Annotated in this window: 21 protein-coding genes, 3 tRNA genes and 2 rRNA genes (1 of these 26 only partly in view); 4 read left to right on the forward strand and 22 right to left on the reverse strand. The window is 63.2% G+C overall.

Going from position 1 to position 24274, the window contains the following annotated elements; translation table 11 throughout:
* Positions 1–69: 69 nt before the first annotated feature.
* From LU688_RS23480 to rluD, 6 genes are all read right to left on the reverse strand, one after another.
* Positions 70–145 (reverse strand) — tRNA-Lys (locus tag LU688_RS23480).
* 6 nt (positions 146–151) lie between these two features.
* Positions 152–228: transfer RNA gene (locus LU688_RS23485), tRNA-Pro, on the reverse strand.
* A 4-nt stretch (positions 229–232) separates the two neighbouring features.
* Positions 233–308: transfer RNA gene (locus LU688_RS23490), tRNA-Asn, on the reverse strand.
* A gap of 455 nt (positions 309–763) precedes the next feature.
* Positions 764–3328 (reverse strand): ATP-dependent chaperone ClpB, encoded by a 2565-nt coding sequence (gene clpB, locus LU688_RS23495; RefSeq protein WP_023631670.1) that lies wholly within the window; start codon positions 3326–3328, stop codon positions 764–766.
* 267 nt (positions 3329–3595) lie between these two features.
* Positions 3596–4336, reverse strand: coding sequence for a peptidoglycan editing factor PgeF (gene pgeF / locus LU688_RS23500; protein WP_104444896.1), 741 nt, complete (start codon positions 4334–4336; stop codon positions 3596–3598).
* Positions 4333–5295: a 23S rRNA pseudouridine(1911/1915/1917) synthase RluD gene (gene rluD / locus LU688_RS23505; RefSeq protein ID WP_038706814.1), complete on the reverse strand. Its 963-nt coding sequence runs from the start codon at positions 5293–5295 to the stop codon at positions 4333–4335. Before rluD ends, pgeF begins: the two co-directional genes overlap by 4 nt.
* A 148-nt stretch (positions 5296–5443) precedes the next feature.
* On the opposite strand from rluD, the gene LU688_RS23510 reads away from it, so the two are divergent.
* Positions 5444–6463: an outer membrane protein assembly factor BamD gene (locus LU688_RS23510; RefSeq protein WP_023632577.1), complete on the forward strand. Its 1020-nt coding sequence runs from the start codon at positions 5444–5446 to the stop codon at positions 6461–6463.
* Positions 6464–6557: 94 nt separating this feature from the next.
* Complete coding sequence (locus LU688_RS23515; protein WP_023632576.1) at positions 6558–6788, forward strand: PP0621 family protein; 231 nt, start codon at positions 6558–6560, stop codon at positions 6786–6788.
* A 60-nt stretch (positions 6789–6848) separates the two neighbouring features.
* Here the strand turns inward: LU688_RS23515 and thiO are convergent, their stop codons facing one another.
* From thiO to pilV, 5 genes are read right to left on the reverse strand one after another with little or no spacing between them, the layout of a single operon-like run.
* A complete protein-coding gene (gene thiO / locus LU688_RS23520; protein WP_160290905.1) occupies positions 6849–7946 on the reverse strand; it encodes a glycine oxidase ThiO in 1098 nt (365 codons plus the stop codon).
* A 53-nt stretch (positions 7947–7999) separates the two neighbouring features.
* Positions 8000–8398 carry a type IV pilin protein gene (locus LU688_RS23525; protein WP_160290904.1) on the reverse strand — a complete coding sequence of 133 codons (399 nt, stop codon included), beginning with the start codon at positions 8396–8398 and terminating at the stop codon, positions 8000–8002.
* A 1-nt stretch (position 8399) separates the two neighbouring features.
* Positions 8400–8870 (reverse strand): hypothetical protein, encoded by a 471-nt coding sequence (locus LU688_RS23530; RefSeq protein ID WP_160290903.1) that lies wholly within the window; start codon positions 8868–8870, stop codon positions 8400–8402.
* Positions 8867–9502, reverse strand: coding sequence for a PilW family protein (locus LU688_RS23535; RefSeq protein ID WP_110604842.1), 636 nt, complete (start codon positions 9500–9502; stop codon positions 8867–8869). The genes LU688_RS23530 and LU688_RS23535 overlap by 4 nt, the downstream gene beginning before the upstream one ends.
* Positions 9499–9858 (reverse strand): type IV pilus modification protein PilV, encoded by a 360-nt coding sequence (gene pilV / locus LU688_RS23540; protein WP_160290902.1) that lies wholly within the window; start codon positions 9856–9858, stop codon positions 9499–9501. The genes LU688_RS23535 and pilV overlap by 4 nt, the downstream gene beginning before the upstream one ends.
* A 108-nt stretch (positions 9859–9966) precedes the next feature.
* On the opposite strand from pilV, the gene LU688_RS23545 reads away from it, so the two are divergent.
* Entirely contained in the window at positions 9967–10446 is a 480-nt protein-coding gene (locus LU688_RS23545; RefSeq protein ID WP_289678250.1) for a GspH/FimT family pseudopilin, read from the forward strand.
* Position 10447: 1 nt separating this feature from the next.
* Here the strand turns inward: LU688_RS23545 and ispH are convergent, their stop codons facing one another.
* The 6 genes from ispH to murJ all read right to left on the reverse strand — a co-directional run bounded on the left by ispH (position 10448) and on the right by murJ (position 17783).
* The gene (gene ispH / locus LU688_RS23550) at positions 10448–11395 is read right to left on the reverse strand and encodes a 4-hydroxy-3-methylbut-2-enyl diphosphate reductase (RefSeq protein ID WP_038706818.1); all 948 of its coding nucleotides are present in this window, start codon (positions 11393–11395) and stop codon (positions 10448–10450) included.
* 14 nt (positions 11396–11409) lie between these two features.
* Entirely contained in the window at positions 11410–11847 is a 438-nt protein-coding gene (locus LU688_RS23555) for an FKBP-type peptidyl-prolyl cis-trans isomerase (RefSeq protein ID WP_023629753.1), read from the reverse strand.
* Positions 11840–12355, reverse strand: coding sequence for a signal peptidase II (lspA, locus tag LU688_RS23560; RefSeq protein ID WP_023629752.1), 516 nt, complete (start codon positions 12353–12355; stop codon positions 11840–11842). The genes LU688_RS23555 and lspA overlap by 8 nt, the downstream gene beginning before the upstream one ends.
* Positions 12348–15179 (reverse strand): isoleucine--tRNA ligase, encoded by a 2832-nt coding sequence (gene ileS, locus LU688_RS23565; protein ID WP_160290901.1) that lies wholly within the window; start codon positions 15177–15179, stop codon positions 12348–12350. Before ileS ends, lspA begins: the two co-directional genes overlap by 8 nt.
* Positions 15176–16126 (reverse strand): bifunctional riboflavin kinase/FAD synthetase, encoded by a 951-nt coding sequence (gene ribF / locus LU688_RS23570; RefSeq protein ID WP_104444893.1) that lies wholly within the window; start codon positions 16124–16126, stop codon positions 15176–15178. Before ribF ends, ileS begins: the two co-directional genes overlap by 4 nt.
* Before the next feature lie 118 nt (positions 16127–16244).
* Entirely contained in the window at positions 16245–17783 is a 1539-nt protein-coding gene (gene murJ / locus LU688_RS23575) for a murein biosynthesis integral membrane protein MurJ (RefSeq protein WP_160290900.1), read from the reverse strand.
* Between the two features lie 249 nt (positions 17784–18032).
* On the opposite strand from murJ, the gene rpsT reads away from it, so the two are divergent.
* Positions 18033–18311 carry a 30S ribosomal protein S20 gene (gene rpsT / locus LU688_RS23580; protein WP_023533220.1) on the forward strand — a complete coding sequence of 93 codons (279 nt, stop codon included), beginning with the start codon at positions 18033–18035 and terminating at the stop codon, positions 18309–18311.
* 199 nt (positions 18312–18510) lie between these two features.
* On the opposite strand, the gene LU688_RS23585 is transcribed toward rpsT, so the two are convergent.
* From LU688_RS23585 to LU688_RS23605, 5 genes are all read right to left on the reverse strand, one after another.
* Positions 18511–20811 carry a PqiB family protein gene (locus LU688_RS23585; RefSeq protein WP_031314796.1) on the reverse strand — a complete coding sequence of 767 codons (2301 nt, stop codon included), beginning with the start codon at positions 20809–20811 and terminating at the stop codon, positions 18511–18513.
* On the reverse strand, positions 20804–21427 hold the full coding sequence (locus LU688_RS23590; protein ID WP_023629756.1) for a paraquat-inducible protein A: 624 nt from the start codon (positions 21425–21427) through the stop codon (positions 20804–20806). Before LU688_RS23590 ends, LU688_RS23585 begins: the two co-directional genes overlap by 8 nt.
* Entirely contained in the window at positions 21414–22073 is a 660-nt protein-coding gene (locus tag LU688_RS23595; RefSeq protein ID WP_160290899.1) for a paraquat-inducible protein A, read from the reverse strand. The genes LU688_RS23590 and LU688_RS23595 overlap by 14 nt, the downstream gene beginning before the upstream one ends.
* 207 nt (positions 22074–22280) lie before the next feature.
* A 5S ribosomal RNA gene (rrf, locus tag LU688_RS23600) occupies positions 22281–22396 on the reverse strand.
* A gap of 134 nt (positions 22397–22530) precedes the next feature.
* Positions 22531–24274: ribosomal RNA gene (locus LU688_RS23605) — 23S ribosomal RNA — on the reverse strand; it runs 1150 nt beyond the window's last position.

Below are 24274 nucleotides of genomic sequence, written 5' to 3' on the forward strand. Positions count from 1 at the left end.
TAGCAAAGGGCGGGGATATAAATCTCGGACAAAGAAAAAGGGCATCTCTTTCGAGATGCCCTCTTTACATGGTGGGTCGTGTAGGATTCGAACCTACGACCAATTGGTTAAAAGCCAACTGCTCTACCAACTGAGCTAACGACCCTGAAAATGGTCGGGGTGAGGGGATTCGAACTCCTGACATCCTGCTCCCAAAGCAGGCGCGCTACCGGACTGCGCTACACCCCGAGATTGGCTCCGCGACCTGGACTCGAACCAGGGACCCAATGATTAACAGTCATTTGCTCTACCGACTGAGCTATCGCGGAACTGAACTTCGGTACACCTTTACTGCTTCGAAGCCTGTGTTAGCTTCGATCTCTTTGGCTATCCGCTTTCGCGTTGTCGCTGCTGAGGCCGGCTATTCTACATTCTTCGTTTTGCTTGTCAACCACTTTTTTTCGTTCAACTTACTGATTTGTAAGTTATTTTCAGATCGTCGGTGTTGCTGGCGATCTGCTCAGTGCCTGACAGCGGGGCGAATATTAGGGGCACTCTGATTTTTGTGCAAGCACTTTTTTCAAAATTTTCAGCAAGTTAGCTAGGAAGCCGGAAAATCAGGGGTTTGCGCTGCCTGTACTGGCCTTATCGCGGGGCAAGCCCGCTCCCACGCATTGGGTACTTTCTGGCGCAGATCGGCGTGGGATCGGGCTTGCCCCGCGATAAAGCCGGACAGCACACATAAAAAAGCCCCGCTTACGCGGGGCTCTTCGTTTACTGCAGGTCAGCCAAAGACGATCTCGTCGCCCTCCACCTTCGCGGTGATCGCCGCACCCGGCAGGAACTCGCCCGCCAGGATCAACTGCGCCAGCGGGTTCTCGATCCAGCGCTGGATCGCACGCTTCAATGGCCGTGCGCCGTACACCGGGTCGTAACCGACGGCGATCAGCTTGTCCAAGGCCTCCGGGCTCAGGCTCAGCGACAGCTCGCGCTCGGCCAGGCGACCACGCAGGCGGCCAAGCTGAATCTCGGTGATACCGGCGATCTGCTCGCGGCCCAGGGGTTCGAATACCACTACTTCGTCGATGCGGTTGATGAACTCCGGACGGAAGTGCGCGCCCACCGCGTCCATCACCGCCGCACGCTGTGCCTCGCGGTCACCGGCCAGTTCCTGGATCTGCGCCGAGCCCAGGTTGGAGGTCATCACGATCACGGTGTTGCGGAAGTCCACGGTGCGGCCGTGGCTGTCGGTCAGGCGGCCATCTTCCAGCACCTGCAGCAGCACGTTGAACACATCCGGGTGGGCTTTCTCCACCTCGTCGAGCAGCACCACCGAGTACGGCTTGCGGCGCACGGCCTCGGTCAGGTAACCGCCCTCTTCATAGCCCACATACCCTGGCGGGGCACCGATCAGACGCGCCACGGAGTGTTTCTCCATGAACTCGGACATGTCGATGCGCACCATGGCCTCTTCGGTATCGAAGAGGAACTCGGCCAGCGCCTTGCACAGTTCGGTCTTGCCCACCCCGGTGGGCCCGAGGAACAGGAACGAGCCACTTGGGCGGTTCGGGTCGGACAGCCCAGCGCGGGAACGGCGCACGGCGTTGGCCACGGCGGTCACCGCCTCGTCCTGGCCGATCACCCGTTCATGCAGCAGGCTTTCCATCTTCAGCAGCTTCTCACGCTCGCCTTCGAGCATCTTCGCCACCGGGATGCCGGTCCACTTGGACACCACTTCGGCAATCTCTTCCTCGGTGACCTTGTTGCGCAACAGCTGGTTGTCGGTCTTGCCGTGCTGGTCGACCATCTGCAGGCTGCGCTCCAGGTCCGGGATCACCCCGTACTGCAGCTCGGCCATGCGGCTAAGGTCGCCCTTGCGGCGCGCGGCTTCCAGTTCCTGGCGGGCCTGCTCGATCTTTTGCTGGATCTGCGCCGAACCTTGCACCTCGGCCTTTTCCGAGGCCCAGATCTCTTCGAGGTCGGAGTACTCGCGCTCCAGGCGCTCGATTTCTTCGGTCAGTTTCTCCAGGCGCTTCTTCGCCGCTTCGTCTTCTTCCTTCTTCAGCGCCTGGGATTCCACCTTCAGCTGGATCAGACGACGGTCGAGGCGGTCGAGCACCTCCGGCTTGGAGTCGATCTCCATGCGGATGCGGCTGGCGGCTTCGTCGATCAGGTCGATGGCCTTGTCCGGCAGCTGGCGGTCGGTGATGTAGCGGTGGCTGAGCTTGGCCGCGGCAATGATCGCGCCGTCGGTGATGGCCACCTTGTGGTGCACTTCATAGCGCTCTTTCAGGCCGCGCAGGATGGCGATGGTGTCTTCCTCGCTCGGCTCCTCGACCAGCACCTTCTGGAAGCGGCGCTCCAGCGCGGCATCCTTCTCGATGAACTGGCGGTACTCGTTGAGCGTGGTGGCGCCGACGCAGTGCAGTTCGCCACGGGCCAGGGCCGGCTTGAGCATGTTGCCGGCGTCCATGGCGCCCTCGCCTTTACCGGCGCCGACCATGGTATGCAGCTCATCGATGAACAGGATGATCTGGCCTTCCTGCTTGCTCAGTTCGTTGAGCAGGCCTTTGAGGCGCTCTTCGAACTCGCCGCGGTACTTGGCGCCAGCAATCAACGCGCCCATGTCCAGCGCCAGCAGGCGCTTGCCCTTGAGGCCGTCGGGCACTTCGCCGTTGATGATGCGCTGGGCCAGGCCTTCGGCGATGGCGGTCTTGCCGACGCCGGGCTCGCCGATCAGCACCGGGTTGTTCTTGGTGCGGCGTTGCAGCACCTGAATGGTGCGGCGGATCTCGTCGTCACGGCCGATCACCGGGTCGAGCTTGCCTTCCTCGGCACGCTTGGTGAGGTCGACGGTGTACTTGTCCAGGGCCTGGCGCGATTCCTCGGCGTTGGCGTCGTTCACCGCCGCGCCGCCGCGCAGGTTGTTGATGGCGTTTTCCAGGGCCTTCTTGCTCACGCCCTGGCCGAGCAGCAGCTTGCCGACCTTGCTGTTCTCGTCCATGGCGGCAAGCAGCACCAGCTCGCTGGAGATGAACTGGTCGCCCTTCTGCTGGGCCAGGCGGTCGGCCTGGTTGAGCAGGCGCGCCAGGTCCTGGGACATGTTCACGTCGCCGGTGGGGTTCTGGATTTTCGGCAGCTGGTCGAGCTCTTTGGTCAGCGCCTTGCGCAGGCTGTTGACGTCGAAGCCGACCTGCATCAGCAGCGGCTTGATCGAGCCGCCCTGCTGGTCGATCAGCGCCTGCAGCAGGTGCAGGGGCTCGATGGCCGGGTGGTCCATGCCCACGGCCAGGGATTGGGAATCGGATAACGCGAGTTGCAGCTTGCTGGTCAGTCGGTCTATTCGCATGGGGGATACCTTCCTTTAAAGGGCAGGCGGAGCGATGGACAGCACCTGTAATGATGAACCTGCCTGAGATGACCAATAGATAAGGGTGATTCTGGAAGATTCAAGCGTAGCGGGGTTGACGGAAGTCAGCAGGGTGGTGATGGGATTGATATTGCCGGGGCTGCTGCGCAGCCCAATCGCCGGCAAGCCGGCTCCCACAGGGGCAGTACAGACTTTGGCATGTGGGAGCTGGCTTGCCAGCGATAGGGCCGCGAAGCGGCTCCAGGCTTAGCGAGGGCTGAGCCACACCAGCGAAGCGAAGCGCCCACCCTGCGGGGTACGGCGATAGGAGAAGAACCGCGGGTCGCTGACCGTGCAGAAGCCACCACCATAAACAGCAGTCACTCCACGCGCCGCCAGGCGAATCCGCGCCAGCTGGTAGATATCGGCCATCAGCTTGCCCGGCCGCTCGCCGTCGACGAACGCCGCGGCCGCCTCGGGATGCACGGCGGTAAAGGCATCGCGCACTTCCATGCCCACCTCGAACGCCTGCGGCCCGATGGCCGGGCCCAGCCATACCAGCACTTCTTCGGGTGGCAGGGCCAGGCGATCAAGGGTGGCTTCCAGCACGCCACCGGCCAGCCCGCGCCAGCCGGCATGGGCGGCGGCCACGCGGGTACCGGCGCGGTCGCAGAACAGGGCGGGCAGGCAATCGGCGGTCATCACGGTGCAGGCGATGCCCGGCTGGTCGGTCCAGCTGGCATCGGCCTCGGCGACCACGGCGGGGTCGGCATCGGCCACCACCAGGCCGTGCACCTGCTTGAGCCAGGCGGGCTGGATGGCGAATTCTTCGCTGAGGCGACGACGGTTCTCGGCAACTGCAGCGGGGTCATCGCCCACATGGTCGCCAAGATTGAAGGATTCATAGGGCGGCAGGCTGACGCCGCCCTGGCGGGTGGTGACACAGGCGCGGACCGAGGCCGGGGCCGGCCAGTCGGGAATGATCAGCGCCTGCGTCAGGCCACTCATCCGATAAAGCTCTCGCGATCGTCGTTGAGCAGCGACAGCAGCCAGAGGAAGTCGTCCGGCAGCGGCGAGGCCCATTCCATGCGCTCACCGGTGGTCGGGTGATCCAGGGCCAGGAAGCGGGCGTGCAGGGCCTGGCGCGGGAAGTTCTTCACCGCCTCGACCATGGCCACGCTGGCAGCCGGCGGAATGCGGAAGCGCACGCCGTAGGTCTGGTCGCCGACCAGCGGATAACCGACATGCGCCATGTGCACGCGGATCTGGTGGGTGCGGCCGGTTTCCAGCTTGACCCGCACATGGGTGTGCGAGCGGAAGCGCTTGAGCACGCGGTAGTGGCTGACCGCCGGCTTGCCGCCGTCGGTGACCGCCATGCGCTGGCGCTCGCCGCCGTGGCGGCCGATCGGGGCGTCGATCTTGCCGCCGGCGATCACCACGCCGACCACGATGCACTCGTAGATGCGGCTGACCGAGCGCTTCTGCAGTTGGTCGACCAGGTTGGTCTGCGCCTGCAGGGTCTTGGCCACCACCATCAGGCCCGTGGTGTCCTTGTCCAGACGGTGCACGATACCGGCGCGCGGTACGTTGATGATGTCTGGCACATGGTGCAGCAGGGCATTGAGCAGGGTGCCGTCGGGGTGGCCCGCCGCCGGGTGGACCACCAGCCCGGCCGGCTTGTTGATCACCAGGATCTGGTCATCTTCATAGACGATGTCCAGCTCGATGTCCTGAGCCACCCATTCGCCCTGGGCCTCCTGCTCGGCCTCGAGAGCCAGGATGGAGCCGGTGTGGACGGTGTCGCGCGGCCGCAGCACCGCGCCATCGACGGTCAGGCGGCCATCTTTGATCCACGAGGACAGGCGCGAACGCGAGTACTCGGCGAACAATTGGGCGGCGACCTGGTCGAGGCGTTGGCCGCCCAGTTCGGACGGGACCTCTGCGCTAAGTTGAATGATCTCGGACATGCTCGAATCGACGGGCGTTCAGCCTTTGGTTTCGGCTGCGCGCTTGTGGTTAAATACGGCTTCTTTTGCCCCGGGGTTTGCCGGGGGCGCTCATCATAACAGGACGGCACCGCCCAAGACAGCGGCCGTCAAAGGGACGCAAGCCGCCATGCAAGTGAAACACCTGCTGCTGATCGCCATCCTCGGGCTCACCGCTGCCTGTTCCTCGAACAAGGAAGTCATTGACGAGAACCTCAGCGAGGCCGAACTGTACCAGCAGGCGCAGGCCGACCTGGACAACTCCAGCTATACCAGCGCCGTGAACAAGCTCAAGGCCCTGGAGTCGCGCTACCCGTTCGGCCGCTACGCCGACCAGGCCCAGCTCGAGCTGATCTACGCCAACTACAAGAACTCCGAGCCCGAGGCCGCCAAGTCGGCTGCCGAGCGTTTCATCCGCCTGCACCCGCAGCACCCGAACGTCGACTACGCCTATTACCTCAAGGGCCTGACCTCGTTCGACCAGGACCGCGGCCTGCTGGCGCGCTTCCTGCCGCTGGACATGACCAAGCGTGACCCGGGCGCCGCCCGCGACTCGTACAACGAGTTCGCCCAGCTGACCAGCCGCTTCCCCAACAGCCGCTACGCCCCGGACGCCAAGCAGCGCATGATCTACCTGCGCAACCTGCTGGCCTCCTACGAAATCCACGTGGCCAACTACTACCTGAGCCGCGAGGCCTATGTAGCCGCCGCCAACCGTGGCCGCTACGTGGTGGAGAACTTCCAGGAAACCCCATCGGTGGGTGACGGCCTGGCGGTGATGGTCGAGTCGTACCAGCGCATGCACCTGGACGAGCTGGCCGCCACCAGCCTCGAGACCCTCAAGCTCAACTACCCGGACCACCCGAGCCTGGTCGATGGCCAGTTCGTCACCAAAGTCGACGAAAACGGCAACCGCTCGTGGCTGTCCAAGGCCACTCTGGGCCTGATCGAAACCAAGGCCCCACTGCCGCCGGGCGAAACCCGCGCCAACCAGGACGTGGTCAAGCAGTTCCAGGACGCCCGCTCCGAGATGCCCGAAGAGCTGCTCCCCAAGGACGAGAACGGCGACCCGATCCTGCCGGAAGGTCCGAAGGAAGCCGACAAGGACCGCAGCTGGTTCAGCTACATGACTTTCGGTCTGTTCGACTGATACGTCGCATGCGCAGAAAGGGAGGCCCGAGGCCTCCCTTTTTTATTGGCCGCGTCCTAGACTGTCGCCTTCTTAATTCGACAAGCTGGACACCATGGTTCGCCTACTTTTCTGGATCGCCCTGATCGCCGCCGCGTTCTGGCTGTGGCGCAAGTTCAAGACCAGTCAGCAATCACCTGCCGAACCGCGCCTGCAGGACCCGCTGCAGATGGTGCGCTGTGCCCATTGCGGCGTGCACCTGCCCAATGACCGGGCGTTGCAGCTGGGCAAGGAGTGGTATTGCAGCCAGCAGCATCTGGAGCAAGGGCCGGGGCAACAGCGCTGAGTTGCGTTGTGGGAGCGGGCTTGCCCCGCTCCCACGCCCGCTCGTCATCACTGTTGTGTCTCAGCCCAGACGCCCCTCAGGCGCATACGGCGCCGGATCGATGATCGGCGCACGCCCCAGCAGCAGGTCGCTGAACAACTGGCAAGACGCCGGTGCCAGCACCAGCCCGTTACGGTAATGGCCGCAGTTCAGCCACAATCCCTCATGCCCCGGCACCGCGCCAATGTAGGGGATGCCTTCCGGCGACCCAGGGCGCAGGCCAGCCCAGTGCCCCACCACCTCGGCATCCGCCAGCGCCGGCAGCAGTTCCACCGCCGAAGCCTTCAGACTCTCGAGCGCATCACCGGTCGGGGTCTTGTCGTAGCCGGCATGCTCCAGGGTGCTGCCGACCAGGATATGCCCGTCGCGGCGCGGGATCGCGTAGCGTCCCTTGGCCAGGACCATGCTCGGCAGGAAGTCCTCGGCGCACTTGAACAGGATCATCTGCCCTTTCACCGGTTCCACCGGCAGCCTCAGGCCCAATGTCTGCAGCAGATCGCCGCTCCAGGCACCGGCACTGAGCACCACCTCGTCGGCAGCCAGCACGCCCTGCTCGGTACGCACCCCGGCGACACGCCCGCCTTCATGGACGAAACCGCTGATCTGGCAATGCTCGCGCAGGGTGACGTTGGGCAGCGCCAGCAGCGCGGCCTTGAGCGACTTCACCAGGCGCGGGTTGCGTACGTTGGCCACGCCCGCCATGTAGATGGCATGGCGGTAGCCTGACCCGAGCACTGGCACCGCGTCGTAGGCAGCCGAGATATCCACGGCGCTGAGCGGCCGCTGCTCACGGGCCGCCCAGGCCAGGGCCTCGACTTCGTCGTCCAGGTCCAGCCAGTACAGCCCGGTGGTGTGCACCTGCGGGTCGATGCCGGTGCTGGCGAACAGACGCTCGCCCAGCTGTGGATAGAAATCCTGCGACCAATGCGCCAGCGCCGTTACCGCCGGGCTATAGCGCCAGGGGTACAACGGCGAGACGATGCCGCCACCGGCCCAGGACGACTCACGCCCTACCTCGCCCTGGTCGCACACCACCACCTGGTCGACATCCGCCGCCAGGTTCAACGCCGTCAGCAGGCCGATGACGCCACCGCCGACAATCACTACTTGCTTGCTCATCGTTCGATCCAACACCTGAAGTAATTCCACGGTGCACGGGCACCTCTTGATCTTCAGCTTCCCCAGCACGCCTGCTCGTCTGCGCTGCCGCCCGGATTGTCACGCACGCCAGCGTGATCGAGGCGGAAGTCGCCACAGCGGTCGTCGGCCATGAACGTCTCCGTCACACGGCGCGCAAGCAGTGTGAAAGCGTCTTCGTCGCGCTGCGCCTGCAGGCGGTAGTAGCGGCTGCCAGCCGGCAATACCGTGACAAGTTGCTCGCTGTCGGCATAGCCGCCGACATGCGCGCGATGCTGTTCCAGGCGCAACGCCGCGTCCTGCAGCAGCCCGACCACCTCGCTGCGCGCGGCACGGCGTAGCTGGTCGCTGTAACTGGGATAGGCAATGGCTGCCAGCATGCCGATCAGCGCCACGACAATCAATAATTCGATCAGACCAAGACCCCGCTGCATGTCAGCCCTCCTCCAGGCGTTGGCGCCAGCTGATGCGTCCGATATTGCCCTGCCCGTCCACGGCATACACCGCTTCCAGGAACTGCCGGCCGCGCACCTGGCGGCTCAGCGCCGTGATCCGCACGAGGTTGACCCGCTGCTCCGGCGGCAGGCCGACGGCACGGCGTGTCTGCCCCAGATGCTGGAGCAGGACATAGCCACTGTCGGTGGTTCGCCACGGCGCGGCAGGTGAGGCTGTCGGCAGTGCGGGTGGCAGGCAGTCAAGGCACAGCGCAGGCAAGCCACCTGGCAGCAACGCGGCGCCTTCCACCAGGCTGGCTTCGGCCTGTTCGAAAGCCTGCGCCCTGCGCCATTGTTCGCCGACCTGCCGCGCCTGCAGCAAGGCTTCGCGCATGCCCAGCGCGGTCAGCAGGCCAAGCAGCAGGCTGAGGCTCAGGGCCAGCAACAGCACCACGCCACGCTGGCGGCTCATGCGTCATCCCCTGGATTGCGCACGGCCACGCTCAGGGCATGGCGCTGCTCCAGCCGATGCTCGCGGTCCTGCATGAGCAACTCGATATCGACGCGACCGTCGCCATGACGCACCCGCAGGGCCCGGACATTGTCGACCAGGCTGGCATGCTGGGCGTTGCTGGTGAACATCAGGCTGCCATTGCGTACGCGGTAGGTAACCCGGCGCACCGGCAAGGCCAGCAGAGCATCGCCAGGCACATGCTGGCCACGCAGGACTTGCGCCCAACTGCGACAGTCGGTGAGCACGGTCCAGTCCGGCGCGCCGAGCAATCCCGGCAGCTCGGCGCCTACCAGCGTGAGGCTGTCAGCGTTGGCCTCGATCGGCCTGGCGAACGCTAGCGCAGCCTGCGGATCGGTGAAGTCCGCCGCTTCCAGGCGCAGGCAGCCAAACATGCCCGCCATGCGGATGTCCTCGGCCAGGCGCTGCAGGACCAGGCGCGCATCATCCTGCAGCCTCGCCGCCGCGCCTTGTAGCCGCCAGGCCTGATAGGCCTGGCCGAACAACTGGCTCGCCGTCACCAGCAACAACGCCCCCAGGGCCACGGCCAGCAACACCTCGACCAGCCCGGCGCCTGCTTGCCCGCGTTTCATGGCAGCACCCTGCCCTGCAACTGCAAGGGCGGGCGCCCTTCAGCCTGGGCCGGCCAGCTCACCTGCAGGTCCAGCATGCCGGCGTGGCGCCTGATCAGCCCCTGCGCCGAGGTGCCAAGCACCTGGGTGACCCGCGAGCGCCAGGCACTCTCCTCCCCCGCTTCGAGCGTGCCGCTGGCCCTCACCCGCTCGAACATGCCCTGGGCCAGCTGCAACGCCTGACCGTCACGCAGGGCGCTCTCGGCCACCTGCATGCCACGCACCTGCAAGGCCGCCGCGGCGAACACCCCAAGCGCCAGCACCGTCATCGCCAGCAGCACCTCCAGCAGCGTCATCCCACCTTCCTTCGCCCACATCGCCACCCTCCTGGGATCTTTCCTCGCCGTCTGCCCGAACCGCCTGACTGGCGCCTCGCGCGGCCAGGCCGGAAGCTACAGCGAAGCACTTCCAGGGAGGAATGCACGGTGAGGCAACAAGGCGTAACACTGCTACAAATGATGTGCGCACTGACAATTGGCAGCCTGCTGACACACCTGGGGATAACGGCCTACGCCAGGCTCGGCGAAACCCTGCAACTGGCCGCCGCAGCCCGGGAACTGGCGCAGGCACTGCGCGCTGCGCGCAACCAGGCCGCGCTGCAACAGCTGGCGCTGACGGTTCATCCACTGCAAGGTGACTGGGGCAAGGGTTGGCGTGTGTCGCAGGAACACGACGGCCAGGTGTTGCGCGAACATCGCCTGGCCAAGCCCGTAAAGGTAGTGGCCAGTTCTGCGCGGGAGGTGCGCTTCAGCAAGCGTGGCGCACCGATAGGGGAAGGCTTTGTCGGTATCACGCTGGACATCTGCCAGCGCAGCGGGCCTGGCAGCCAGCATCAGGTGGTGCTGAGCCCCAGTGGCCGGGTCAGCCTGCGCAGCGACGAGGGCCGCCGCTGTGCAGGTGACTGAGTCAGATCAGCGAGCGAACCCGCAGTTCCTTGGGCATCGAGAAGGTGATGTTCTCTTCGCGGCCGTCGAGCTCTTCGGCGCCGGTGGCGCCCCAGGCCTTGAGCTGCTCGATCACGCCACGCACCAGCACCTCGGGCGCCGAGGCACCGGCGGTGATACCGATACGCTCGGCACCATCGAACCAGCTGCGTTGCAGGTCCTCGGCACCGTCGATCAGGTAGGCCGGCGTGCTCATGCGCTCGGCCAACTCGCGCAGGCGGTTGGAGTTGGAGCTGTTGGGGCTGCCGACCACCAGTACCACGTCACACTCGTCGGCCAGTTGCTTGACGGCGTCCTGGCGGTTTTGCGTGGCGTAGCAGATGTCGTCCTTGCGCGGGCCGCCGATGTTCGGGAAGCGCGCGCGCAGGGCGTCGATCACCCGGCTGGTGTCGTCCATCGACAGTGTGGTCTGGGTGACGAAGGCCAGGTGGTCAGGGTCATTCACCTGCAGCTGGGCAACATCGTCCTCGTCCTCGACGAGGTAGATGGCGCCGCCGTTGCTGGCGTCGTACTGACCCATGGTGCCTTCGACTTCCGGGTGCCCTTCGTGGCCGATGAGAATGGTCTCACGGCCATCACGGCTGTACTTGGCCACCTCGATATGCACCTTGGTCACCAGCGGGCAGGTGGCGTCGAACACTTTCAGGCCACGGCCGGCGGCTTCCTGGCGCACGGCCTGGGAAACGCCATGGGCGCTGAAGATGACGATGACGTCGTCCGGCACCTGGTCCAGCTCTTCGACGAACACCGCGCCACGGTTACGCAAGTCTTCGACCACGAACTTGTTGTGCACCACTTCGTGGCGCACGTAGATCGGCGGGCCGAAGACTTCCAGGGCGCGGTTGACGATCTCGATCGCACGGTCGACCCCGGCGCAGAAGCCGCGCGGGTTGGCGAGTTTGATTTGCATGCTCGGCTCCAGGCTCACACGGCCTTCACGTCGAGGATCTGCACCTCGAAGTTCAGGGTCTTGCCAGCCAGTGGATGGTTGAAATCGATGGTCACCTGGTTGTCGTCGAACGCTTTGACCACACCCGGCAGCTCGGTGTTGGCGGCATCGTTGAAGATCACCAGCAGCCCTTCGGACAGCTCCATGCCTTCGAACTGCGAGCGCGGCATCACCTGTACGTTCTGCGGGTTGTGCTGGCCGAAGGCATTCTCCGGGGCGATGCTCAGCTTGCGCTGGTCACCGGCCTTGAAGCCGAACAGAGCGTTTTCGAAGCCCGGCAGCAGGTTGCCGTCACCCACCTTGAACGTGGCCGGGGCCTTGTCGAAAGTGCTGTCGACGGTGTCGCCGTTTTCCAGGTGCAGCGCGAAGTGCAGGGTGACTTCGGTGTTCTGGCCGATACGGGTCTCAGTCATGGACGGCTTCCTCGGACTTCTTGCTCTTGAACATATCCAGCGCCAGCATCACCGCGCCCACGGTAATGGCGCTGTCGGCCAGGTTGAAGGCCGGGAAGTAGTGGCGGTTCTGCCAGTGCACCAGGATGAAATCGACCACATGGCCAAGCACCACGCGGTCGTACAGGTTGCCCAATGCACCGCCCAGCACCAGCGCCAGGGCCACGGCCAGCCAGGTCTCGTTGCGCCCCAGGCGCTTGAGCCAGACCACCAGCACGGCGCTGACCACCACGGCGATCAGCGCGAACAGCCAGCGCTGCCAGCCGGAGCTGTCGGCCAGGAAGCTGAACGCCGCGCCGGTGTTGTAGGCCAGGGTCCAGCTGAAGTAGTCGGGGATGACCACGATCTGCTGGTACAGGCTCAGCGCGCCCTCGAAGTAGACCTTGGTGGCCTGGTCGAGGACCAGCACCACCAGGCTCAGCCAGAGCCAGGCAAGGCGCCCAAAGCGCCCCGCGGAAGCGTTAGGCATAGTGGCGCACCTCACCGGAACCGCTCAGGTTATCGACGCAACGGCCACAGATTTCCGGATGCTCCGGATGGCTGCCCACATCGGCGCGGAAGTGCCAGCAACGGCCGCACTTGACATGGCCAGACTTGACGACCTTCAGCTTGAGCCCTTCGACCTCGGTTGTCACGGCATCGGCCGGAGCCTGGACGAACGGCACCACGCTGGCGGCAGAGGTGATCAGCACGAAGCGCAGCTCATCGCCGAGCTTGTTCAGGTCGGCGGTCAGGCCCTCTTCGGCGAACAGGGTGACCTCGGCCTGCAGGTTGCCGCCGATGACCTTGGCGGTACGCTGGTTCTCCAGCTCCTTGTTGACTGCGGCCTTGACCGCCATCACACGGTCCCAGTAGGCACGGTCCAGCTCGGCGTCGGCCGGCAGCTCCGTCAGGCCCTGGTACCAGGTGTTGAGCATCACCGACTCGTTGCGCTCGCCCGGCAGGTACTGCCAGATCTCGTCGGCGGTGAACGCCAGGATCGGCGCGATCCAGCGCACCAGCGCCTCGCTGATGTGGTACAGCGCGGTCTGGCAGGAGCGGCGGGCGACACTGTTCACGCCGGTGGTGTACTGGCGATCCTTGATGATGTCGAGGTAGAAGCCACCGAGCTCCTGCACGCAGAAGTTGTGGATCTTCGAGTAGACGTTCCAGAAACGGTACTCGCCGTAGTGCTCTTCCAGCTCGCGCTGCAGCAGCAGGGTGCGGTCGACCGCCCAACGGTCCAGGGCCAGCATGTCCTCGGCCGGCAGCAGGTCGCGGGCCGGATCGAAGCCGGACAGGTTGGAAAGCAGGAAGCGCGCGGTGTTGCGGATGCGGCGGTAGGCATCGGCGCTGCGCTGCAGGATCTGCTCGGAGACGGCCATCTCGCCCGAGTAGTCGGTGGCGGACACCCACAGGCGCAGGATGTCGGCACCCAGGGTGTTATTGACCTTTTCCGGCTCGATGGTGTTGCCCAGCGACTTGGACATCTTGCGGCCGTTCTCGTCCACGGTGAAGCCGTGGGTCAGCAGCTCGCGGTAAGGCGCGTGGCCGTCGATGGCACAGCCGGTCAGCAAGGAAGAGTGGAACCAGCCGCGGTGCTGGTCGGAACCTTCCAGATACAGGTCGGCGCGCGGGCCGGTGGCGTGGCCGATATCGTGGGAACCACGCAGCACATGCCAATGGGTGGTACCCGAGTCGAACCAGACGTCGAGGGTATCGGCAATCTTGTCGTAGTGGCCGGCTTCATCGCCCAGCAGCTCAGCGGCATCCAGCTTGAACCAGGCTTCGATGCCCTGCTGTTCGACGCGCTTGGCCACTTCCTCCATCAGTTCGACGGTACGTGGGTGCAATTCGCCGGTCTGCTTGTCCAGGAAAAACGGGATCGGCACGCCCCAGTTGCGCTGACGCGAGATGCACCAGTCCGGGCGGTTGGCGATCATCGAGTGCAGGCGCGCCTGGCCCCAGGCCGGAACGAACTTGGTCTCTTCGATGGCCTTGAGCGAGCGCTCGCGCAGGTTGTCGCCGCTGGTGGGCTGCTTGTCCATGCCGACGAACCACTGCGCGGTGGCGCGATAGATCAGCGGGGTCTTGTGCCGCCAGCAGTGCATGTAGCTGTGGCTGATGGTTTCGGTGTGCATCAGCGCGCCGACTTCGCTGAGTTTGTCGACGATGGCCGGGTTGGCCTTCCAGATGAACTGGCCGCCGAAGAACGGCAGCGACTCGACGTACACACCGTTGCTCTGCACCGGGGTGAGAATGTCGTCGTTGACCATGCCGTAGCGCTTGCAGGTAACGAAGTCGTCTTCACCGTAGGCGGGCGAGGAATGCACCACGCCTGTACCGGCGCCCAGCTCGACGTATTCGGCCAGGTAGATCGGCGACAGGCGATCGTAGAACGGGTGACGGAAGTTGATCAGCTCGAGGGCCGAACCCGGGGCGGTGGCGATGACCGAACCTTCCAGCGCATAGCGCTTCAGGCACGACTCGACCAGCTCCTCGGCCAGTACCAGCAGGCGCTCGCCGGTGTCGACCAGGGCGTAGGTGAAGTCCGGGTGGATGTTCAGCGCCTGGTTGGCCGGGATGGTCCACGGGGTGGTGGTCCAGATCACGATGGCGGCGGGCTTGGCCAGCGCGGCCAGGCCGAAGGCAGCGGCCAGCTTGGCCTCGTCGGCGACCGGGAAGGCGACGTCGATGGTCTGGGATTTCTTGTCGGCGTACTCGACTTCGGCTTCGGCCAGGGCCGAACCGCAATCGAAGCACCAGTTCACCGGCTTCAGGCCCTTGAACACGAAGCCTTGCTTGACCATCTCGGCCAGGGCGCGGATCTCGCCGGCCTCGTTGGCGAAGTTCATGGTCTTGTACGGGTTGTCCCAATCACCCAGCACGCCCAGGCGGATGAACTCGGTCTTCTGCCCCTCGATCTGCTCGGCGGCGTACTCGCGGCACAGCTCGCGGGTGCGGTCGGCGGTCAGGTGCTTGCCGTGGGTGACCTCGACCTTGTGCTCGATCGGCAGGCCGTGGCAGTCCCAGCCCGGTACATACGGGGCGTCGAAACCCGACAGGGTCTTCGAACGGACAATCATGTCCTTGAGAATCTTGTTCAGCGCATGACCGATATGGATCTTGCCGTTGGCATAGGGCGGACCGTCGTGCAGGACGAACTTCGGACGATCCTTGCCAATTTCGCGCAGCTTCTGGTACAGGCCAATGCTGTCCCAGCGCTGCAGGATCTGCGGTTCGCGCTGAGGCAGGCCGGCCTTCATGGGGAAGGCGGTGTCCGGAAGGTTAAGCGTGGCTTTGTAGTCGGTCATTTCAGGCTCTTCGTTAGCGGTTGAGCGTGCCAGTGGGCACGTGCGGCGGCGATGTCCGCGTCGATCGCCGACTTCAGCGCCTCCAGGGAGGCGAAACGCTGCTCTTCACGCAGCTTGTGGTGGAATTCCACCGTCAGGCGCCGGCCATAGAGGTCACCGGCGTAATCCAGGAGATGAATCTCCAGGTGAGGACGCCCGTCACCGGCGACGGTGGGGCGTACTCCGATATTGCCGACACCCGGCCACTGCTGGCCGTCGATCTCGATGCTGGCCAGGTAGACCCCGGACAGCGGCACGCGACGGCGCTTGAGCTGGATGTTGGCGGTAGGTGTGCCGAGCTGGCGGGCCAGCTTCTGGCCATGCAGCACGCGGCCGGTAATGCGGTACGGACGGCCCAGCAGGTGTTCGGCCAGCTCGAAGTCGCCCTCTGCCAGGGCCTTGCGCACTTCGGTGCTGCTGACCCGCAGGCCATCCTGGATGACGGTGTTGGCCGCCTCGACGCTGAAGCCATGGCGTTTGCCGGCTTCGGTGAGGAAAGCGAAATCACCGGCGCGGTCGCAGCCGAAACGGAAGTCATCGCCCACTTCGAGGTGGCGCACGCCCAGGCCATCGACCAGCACTGCCTTGACGAACTGCTCGGCGCTGAGCTGGCTCAGGCGCTGATTGAACGACAGGCACAGCACCCGATCGATGCCCTCCGCGGCCAGCAACTCGACCTTGTCACGCAGGCGCGCCAGGCGGGCCGGCGCGGTATCCGGGGCGAAATATTCGCGAGGCTGTGGCTCGAAGATCACCACGCAGGTGGGCAGGCCGAGTGCCTGGCCACGTTCGCGCAGGCGTGCGAGGATCGCCTGGTGGCCGCGGTGGACCCCGTCGAAGTTGCCAATGGTGGCGACACAGCCCCGGTGCTCGGGGCGCAGGTTGTGAAGACCTCGAACCAGCTGCATAACGCGCTTCTTGCTCATAAAGTGGCCGATTATAACCACACCCGGGCGCTGGTGACAGGCAGCAGCGCCACCCTGGAGTGTGGAATGCGAAAAACCGACGCCTGACCCTTTTCGCGCCTCAGTGCAACGCCTTGCGGGCGAAGTGCCGTGGGCGGAAACCACACAGGTACAGGCAGCCGAAATAGGTCACCACGCCGGCGACGATCAGGGCGCCCAGGCGCACGAAGCGCTCGAGCATGTTGCCCTGCTCCCAGGCCGGCATGTAGTGCATGCCCAGCAACAGCACGCCCGACATCAACGCCACCGCCAGCACCAGCTTGAGCAGGAACATCGTCCAGCCCGGTTGCGGCTGGAACAGTTGCTGGCTGCGCAGCTTCCAGTACAGCAGGCCGGCGTTCAGGCAAGCGCCCAGGCTGATCGCCAGGGCCAGCCCGGCATGGGCCAGCGGGCCGACCAGGGCCAGGTTGAGCAACTGGGTGCAGACCAGGGTGAACACCGCGATCTTCACCGGTGTGCGGATATTCTGCTGTGCATAGAAGCCAGGTGCCAGCACCTTGACCAGGATGATCGCCATCAACCCCACCGAATACGCGACCAGCGCGCGCTGGGTCATCGCCGCGTCAAAGGCACTGAACTTGCCGTACTGGAACAGCGCCACGGTCAGCGGTTCGGCGAGGATGCCCAGGGCCAGGGTGCAGGGCAGCACCAGCAGGAAGCACAGGCGCAGGCCCCAGTCGAGGATCCGCGAATACTCCTCACGGTCCTGGTTGGCGTAGGTCTTGGCCAAGGTCGGCAGCAGGATGGTGCCCAGGGCCACGCCGAGCACGCCGGAGGGCAGTTCCATGAGGCGGTCGGCGTAGTACATCCAGGACACCGAGCCGGACACCAGGAAGGAAGCGAAGATGGTGTTGATGATCAGCGAGATCTGGCTCACCGATACCCCGAGGATCGCCGGCAGCATCTGCTTGAGCACACGCCACACGCCGGTGTCGCGCAGGTTCAGGCGCGGCAGCACGAGCATGCCGATCTTCTTCAACGCTGGCAGCTGGTACAGCAGTTGCGCCAGGCCACCGGCCAGCACGCCCCAGGCCAGGGCCATGATCGGCGGGTCGAAGTAGGGCGTGAGCAGCACGGCGAAGGCGATCATCGCCACGTTGAGCAGCGTGGGGGTGAACGCCGGCACGCTGAAGCGATTCCAGGTGTTGAGGATCGCGCCGACCAGCGACGACAGCGAGATCAACAATATATAAGGAAAGGTCACCCGCAGCAGCGAAGTGGTCAGCTCGTACTTCTCTGCGCTGTCGACGAAACCCGGTGCCGTCGCCCAGACCACCCAGGGCGCGGCGAGGATGCCGATGGTGGTGACCAATGCCAGGATCAGGGTAAGCAGGCCACTGACATAGGCGACAAAGGTGCGGGTGGCCTCCTCGCCCTGCTGGGTCTTGTACTCGGCGAGGATCGGCACGAAGGCCTGGGAGAACGCGCCTTCGGCGAATATCCGCCGCAGCAGGTTGGGCAGCTTGAAGGCGATGAAGAAGGCGTCGGTGGCGATGCCGGCGCCGAACACCCTCGCCAGGATGGTATCGCGCACGAAGCCGAGCACCCGGGAAATCATGGTGATGGAGCTGACCGCAGCCAGGGATTTGAGCAGGTTCATCGAAAAGTTTCACGCCAGGGGCAGAGGACGCTGCAGACAGCGTCCGAATGTGCGATACTCCCGCGCCTTCGCAGGGGAGCCAAAAATTCCCGAGTTTACAGGTCGTGCGACAGAAAGGAATATTTCCCTCCTGTTGGCTCACCACTCGGCGGAACCTTGCAGGTGGCCTTGACATCCGATCGACTCATCGGCATGATTCGCGGCCTATTTTGTTTGCTATTTACCTAAAGTCTTTCGAGGAGCTCGACGGTGGCCAACTCACCTTCCGCCAAGAAACGTGCAAAACAGGCTGAGAAGCGTCGCAGCCACAACGCCAGCCTGCGTTCCATGGTCCGTACCTACATCAAGAATGTAGTCAAGGCCATCGACGCAAAAGACGCCGAAAAAGCGCAAGCCGCTTACGTTCTGGCTGTACCTGTAATCGACCGTATGGCCGACAAGGGTATCATCCACAAGAACAAAGCTGCTCGCCACAAAGGCCGTCTGAATGGCCACATCAAGGCACTGAAAGAAGCTGCAGCTGCCTAAGCGACGTTCTTGTCGAAAAAACCGACCCTAGGGTCGGTTTTTTTATGCCTGTGATTTTCTCGTTACTCGCCAAGGCTGCATTAGCACCGGTGTCTTCGAGTCAACCGGCAAGCCGGCTGCCACAGAATATCCTGAGGCCAACGCGGTCGGCGTGAGAGCCGGCTCGCCGGCGAAAGGGCCGCATAGCGGCCCCCCATCATTACTTGCCGATCTGGATCTTCGGCGCCCACTGCATCCATTCATCCTCCGGCTTGTCGAACAGCGCGAAGGTCTGCTGCGGTCGCGCAGGATTACCCATCTGTTCGCCATCGGGCGTGGCAAAGGCAATCCCACCGTCGATCAAGGTTTCCAACGACTCGGTGCGCACCGTGGCCCCCTTGAACAAGCCCCAGTCGAAACCAAACCCACTGCTGTTCCAGAAACGGCTGCCGCCACGCACCAGCCCGGCATAGCGAGGCTCGATAAGGATGTGGATAAGCACCCGGTCGGCGGTCTGGCCCAGCTCGAAGCCGGTGACCTTGCCCACTGCAATCTCCCGGTAGGTGACCGGCACGCCTGGCTTGATCGAACCACGGCGCGCCGCGCTCAAGGTCAACGGCAGGCCGACCTCCTCACCCTTCACCTCGGGGGCATCGCTCAGGGCGATGAAGTCACGCTGCGGCCCTTTATCCTTGAGCGCCGGCAGCACCTCCAGGTACTGACCGCCAATCAGCGTGTCGAGATTCTCGGTACGCACCAGGCCCAATGCAGGCTTGACCACCCAGAACTGCGTACCGGTGCGGGCGATACGCTCGGCCGCCTGGGTAATCCGCGCACGGAGCAGGACCGCCTGCAGGTCGCCGGTCAGGTCGACGCTCTCGACACTGCCCACATCTAGGCCGCGGAAACGGATCGGCGTGCCCGGCTTCAGGCCATCGGCGCGGTCCACGCGAATGGTGATCAGGGTCCCGGCCCGGTTGGCCGCGTCCTGGCTTTCATGCAGACGGAAGCGCGGGATGCGACGCTTGAGCGGTACATCCGGCTTCGGCGTATCGAAAGCGATGCCCCCGGCCATGAGCGTCTGCAGCGACTCACTCTTGACCTGGATCCCCGACAGGCCACCGGTCAAGGTGATGCCGCTGGCATTCCAGAAGCGCGTAGACCCGTTGACCAGGTTGGCGTATTCCTTCTCGATGTGCACACCGATCAGGATGCGCTTGCTGTTGCGAGCGAACTGGTAGCTCTGCACGCTGCCCACGCGCACCTGGCGGTACATCACCGGGCTACCCACCTCCAGCGAGCCCAGGGTATCGGCGAACAGCACCATGTGCAGGCCGGGCGCCTTCAGGTCCAGTGGCGGCGCCTTGGGACGCGCTTCGAACTCGCGCAGGGGCTTGGCGCCTGGCTCGCCCGGGCGGACCGCGATGTAGTTACCCTTCACCAACGCCTCGAGGCCAGTGATACCGGCAAGCGAGATCGACGGCTTGACTACCCAGAACTGTGTGCCTTCAACCAGATAGTCCTCGGCCAGCGGGTCCAGGGTCAGCTCGGCCGTTGCGCTGGCCAGGTCACTTTCGACCTTGAGATCCTTGAGCGTGCCCACCTGGATGCCCTTGTACAACACTGGCGTGCGCCCCTTCTGCAAGCCTTCGAAATCACTGAGCTTGACCTTGACGCGGATACCGGCCTGGGCCGCGTCGAAGTCCTCGTACAAGCGGAACGGCAGGCTTGGATCGGTGGGCGGGCTGTCCTTGCGGTTCTCCGGCGTTGCAAAGGCGATACCCCCGGCCACGATGCTCGACAGCGATTCAGTGCGTACCTTCACCCCGGACAGGTCGGCATCGATGCTGACCCCGCTGGCATTCCAGAAACGTGTGTGCTTGCGCACCAGGCTGGCATAGGCTGGCGCGATGAACACCTTGATCTCCACCGTGCCCTGATCCTCGGACAGGCGATAGCTCTTCACCCGACCGACCTGGATCTGCTTGTAGAAGATCGGGCTGTCGCGGTTGAGCGAGCCCAGCCGCTCGGCCTTGAGGGTCAGGTGCAAGCCAGGCTCGGCATCCGACAGTGGCGGCGCTTCCTTGAGCGCGGTGAAGCGCTTGGTCGGCTCTCCGTCTCCAGGGTCGACGGCGATATAGTTGCCCGAAACCAGCGTCTCCAGGCCCGAGATGCCTGCCAGGCTGACGCTCGGCTTGACCAGCCAGAAGCGCGTGCCCTTGTTCAGGTGCGGGCCTGCCTCCTTGCGCATCTCGATGGTGGCGATGACACCACGGTTGTCCCCCTTGTCATCCAGCACCAGGGCAACCACCTTGCCCACCGACATGCCTTTATAGATAACCTCGGTCTTGTTGGCGACGATGCCCTCGCCACTTTCGAAGCGCACCTGGATCTCGATGCCAGCATCCTTATAGGCTTGCCATGCCAGCCAGCCACCGATTGCCAAGGCAATCAGCGGCAGGATCCAGATGGCCGACCAGTTCGAAGCTGGGCGGGTTTTAGCCGTAGGCAAGTCACTCATGGTCGTCATCCGACTCCGTGTTGTCCCAGATCAGTCGGGGATCGAAAGTTAAAGCGGCGAGCATCGTCAGGATCACCACGGAGGCGAAGGCGACGGCACCCAGGTTGGCTTCGACACTGGCGATGCGGCCGAAATTCACCACGGCCACGAGAATGGCAATGACGAAGATGTCCAGCATCGACCAGCGGCCGATGAATTCAATGAAGCGATACATCAGGATGCGCTGCCGCGCCGACAGCGGCTGGTGGCGCTGTACCGAATAGAGCAGCAGGGCGATCCCCACCAGCTTGAAGGTGGGCACCAGGATGCTGGCAATGAACACCACCGCGGCGATCGGCAACATGCCGTGCTTCATCAGGGTGATCACGCCGGACATGATGGTGTCCGGGCTGCCTTGGCCAAGAGCGCTGACGGTCATGATCGGCAGCACGTTGGCCGGGATATAGAGGATCATCGAGGTAATCAGCAGCGCCCAGGTACGCACGATGCTGTTGGGCCGCCGGGCATGTACCACTGCCCCGCAGCGGGTGCAGCTCTGCGAGGTGCTGCCGGGCTCCTGACGATTAAGCTCATGACATTCATTGCATACCAGGATGCCTGCATCAATCGCCCGCATGGACGTCCTCCCCCGACAAGGCCACCCAAATCTGGTGCGGTGACATCACCACTTCGAGCCAGACCTGCACCAGCAGCAGGCTGATGAAGCAGAACAGACCCAGGCCAATGCTCAGCTCGGCCAGATCGACCAGCTTGACGATGGCCACCAGCACGCCCATGAAGTAGACCTCGAGCATCCCCCACTCACGCAGGTGGTGGTAGATACGATAGATCAGCAGGCCATAGCTGCGGCCGAAGTCGAGACGGATGCTCAGCAACACCGCCAGCTGGCACAGCAGCTTGAGCAGGGGAATGGCCATGCTGCACAGGAACACCACCACGGCGATGCCACGCATCCCTGAATTGTATAGCCCAAGCACACCACTCCAGACCGTGTCGTCGGAGGTCTGGCCGAGCAGGTGCAATTGCATGATGGGCAGGAAGTTGGCCGGCACATACAGCAACAGGGCGGTCAGGACGAGGGCCAGGCTACGGGTGACCAGGTTGTGGCGATGGGCGTACAGCTCGTAGCCGCAACGTGGGCATTGCGCCTTTTCATCAGTCTGCAACGAGACTTTGCGCATCAGCAGGTCGCACTCGTGGCAGGCCACCAGCTCATCCAGCGGCAGCTGCGCGAGCGCTTCGGGTTCTACAGGGTTAGGCATAAAGGGGTTCTGAATGGAGACGTCGGCTCTATTCTAGTGTTCCGACTCGAATTGTGGGAGGTGGCCAGTATGAGGAACTGTATCGGTGTTCGAGTCACATTTTCCGTGAGCAGGGCGCATCGCCGGCAAGTCGGCACCCGTAGCGTTTGCCGGGCACAAAGACAAAACCCCTACCTGCTCGCGCAGATAGGGGTTTTGCGAAATGAATCTTGACGATGACCTACTCTCACATGGGGAAACCCCACACTACCATCGGCGATGCATCGTTTCACTGCTGAGTTCGGGATGGGATCAGGTGGTTCCAATGCTCTATGGTCGTCAAGAAATTCGGTTGCCAGTACGTCCTTGCAGACATGCCAGCCAATTCGGATATGTGATCTTTGTGGTTCGTCGCGAACTTTCGGTTCGTTTCGTCTTCACCACCGCAATCTGCGTGAGCAAATTGCTTGGGTGTTATATGGTCAAGCCTCACGGGCAATTAGTATTGGTTAGCTCAACGCCTCACAGCGCTTACACACCCAACCTATCAACGTCGTAGTCTTCGACGGCCCTTCAGGGAGCTCAAGGCTCCAGTGAGATCTCATCTTGAGGCAAGTTTCCCGCTTAGATGCTTTCAGCGGTTATCTCTTCCGAACATAGCTACCCGGCAATGCCACTGGCGTGACAACCGGAACACCAGAGGTTCGTCCACTCCGGTCCTCTCGTACTAGGAGCAGCCCCTCTCAAATCTCAAACGTCCACGGCAGATAGGGACCGAACTGTCTCACGACGTTCTAAACCCAGCTCGCGTACCACTTTAAATGGCGAACAGCCATACCCTTGGGACCGGCTTCAGCCCCAGGATGTGATGAGCCGACATCGAGGTGCCAAACACCGCCGTCGATATGAACTCTTGGGCGGTATCAGCCTGTTATCCCCGGAGTACCTTTTATCCGTTGAGCGATGGCCCTTCCATACAGAACCACCGGATCACTAAGACCTACTTTCGTACCTGCTCGACGTGTGTGTCTCGCAGTCAAGCGCGCTTTTGCCTTTATACTCTACGACCGATTTCCGACCGGTCTGAGCGCACCTTCGTACTCCTCCGTTACTCTTTGGGAGGAGACCGCCCCAGTCAAACTACCCACCATACACTGTCCTCGATCCGGATAACGGACCTGAGTTAGAACCTCAAGGTTGCCAGGGTGGTATTTCAAGGATGGCTCCATGAGAACTGGCGTCCCCACTTCAAAGCCTCCCACCTATCCTACACAAGCAAGCTCAAAGTCCAGTGCAAAGCTATAGTAAAGGTTCACGGGGTCTTTCCGTCTAGCCGCGGATACACTGCATCTTCACAGCGATTTCAATTTCACTGAGTCTCGGGTGGAGACAGCGCCGCCATCGTTACGCCATTCGTGCAGGTCGGAACTTACCCGACAAGGAATTTCGCTACCTTAGGACCGTTATAGTTACGGCCGCCGTTTACCGGGGCTTCGATCAAGAGCTTCGCTTGCGCTAACCCCATCAATTAACCTTCCGGCACCGGGCAGGCGTCACACCCTATACGTCCACTTTCGTGTTTGCAGAGTGCTGTGTTTTTAATAAACAGTCGCAGCGGCCTGGTATCTTCGACCGGCGTGGGCTTACGCAGCAAGTGCTTCACCCTCACCGGCGCACCTTCTCCCGAAGTTACGGTGCCATTTTGCCTAGTTCCTTCACCCGAGTTCTCTCAAGCGCCTTGGTATTCTCTACCTAACCACCTGTGTCGGTTTGGGGTACGGTTCCCAGTTATCTGAAGCTTAGGAGCTTTTCTTGGAAGCATGGCATCAACCACTTCGCGCTCTAATGAGCACTCGTCATCAGCTCTCGGCCTTGAGATCCCGGATTTGCCTAAGATCTCAGCCTACCACCTTAAACTTGGACAACCAACGCCAAGCTGGCCTAGCCTTCTCCGTCCCTCCATCGCAATAACTGGAAGTACAGGAATATTAACCTGTTTTCCATCGACTACGCTTTTCAGCCTCGCCTTAGGGACCGACTAACCCTGCGTCGATTAACGTTGCGCAGGAAACCTTGGTCTTTCGGCGTGCGAGTTTTTCACTCGCATTGTCGTTACTCATGTCAGCATTCGCACTTCTGATACCTCCAGCAAGCTTCTCAACTCACCTTCACAGGCTTACAGAACGCTCCTCTACCGCATCACCTAAAGGTGATACCCGTAG

This window comes from Pseudomonas soli, from assembly GCF_021283165.2.
Lineage (GTDB): Bacteria > Pseudomonadota > Gammaproteobacteria > Pseudomonadales > Pseudomonadaceae > Aquipseudomonas > Aquipseudomonas soli.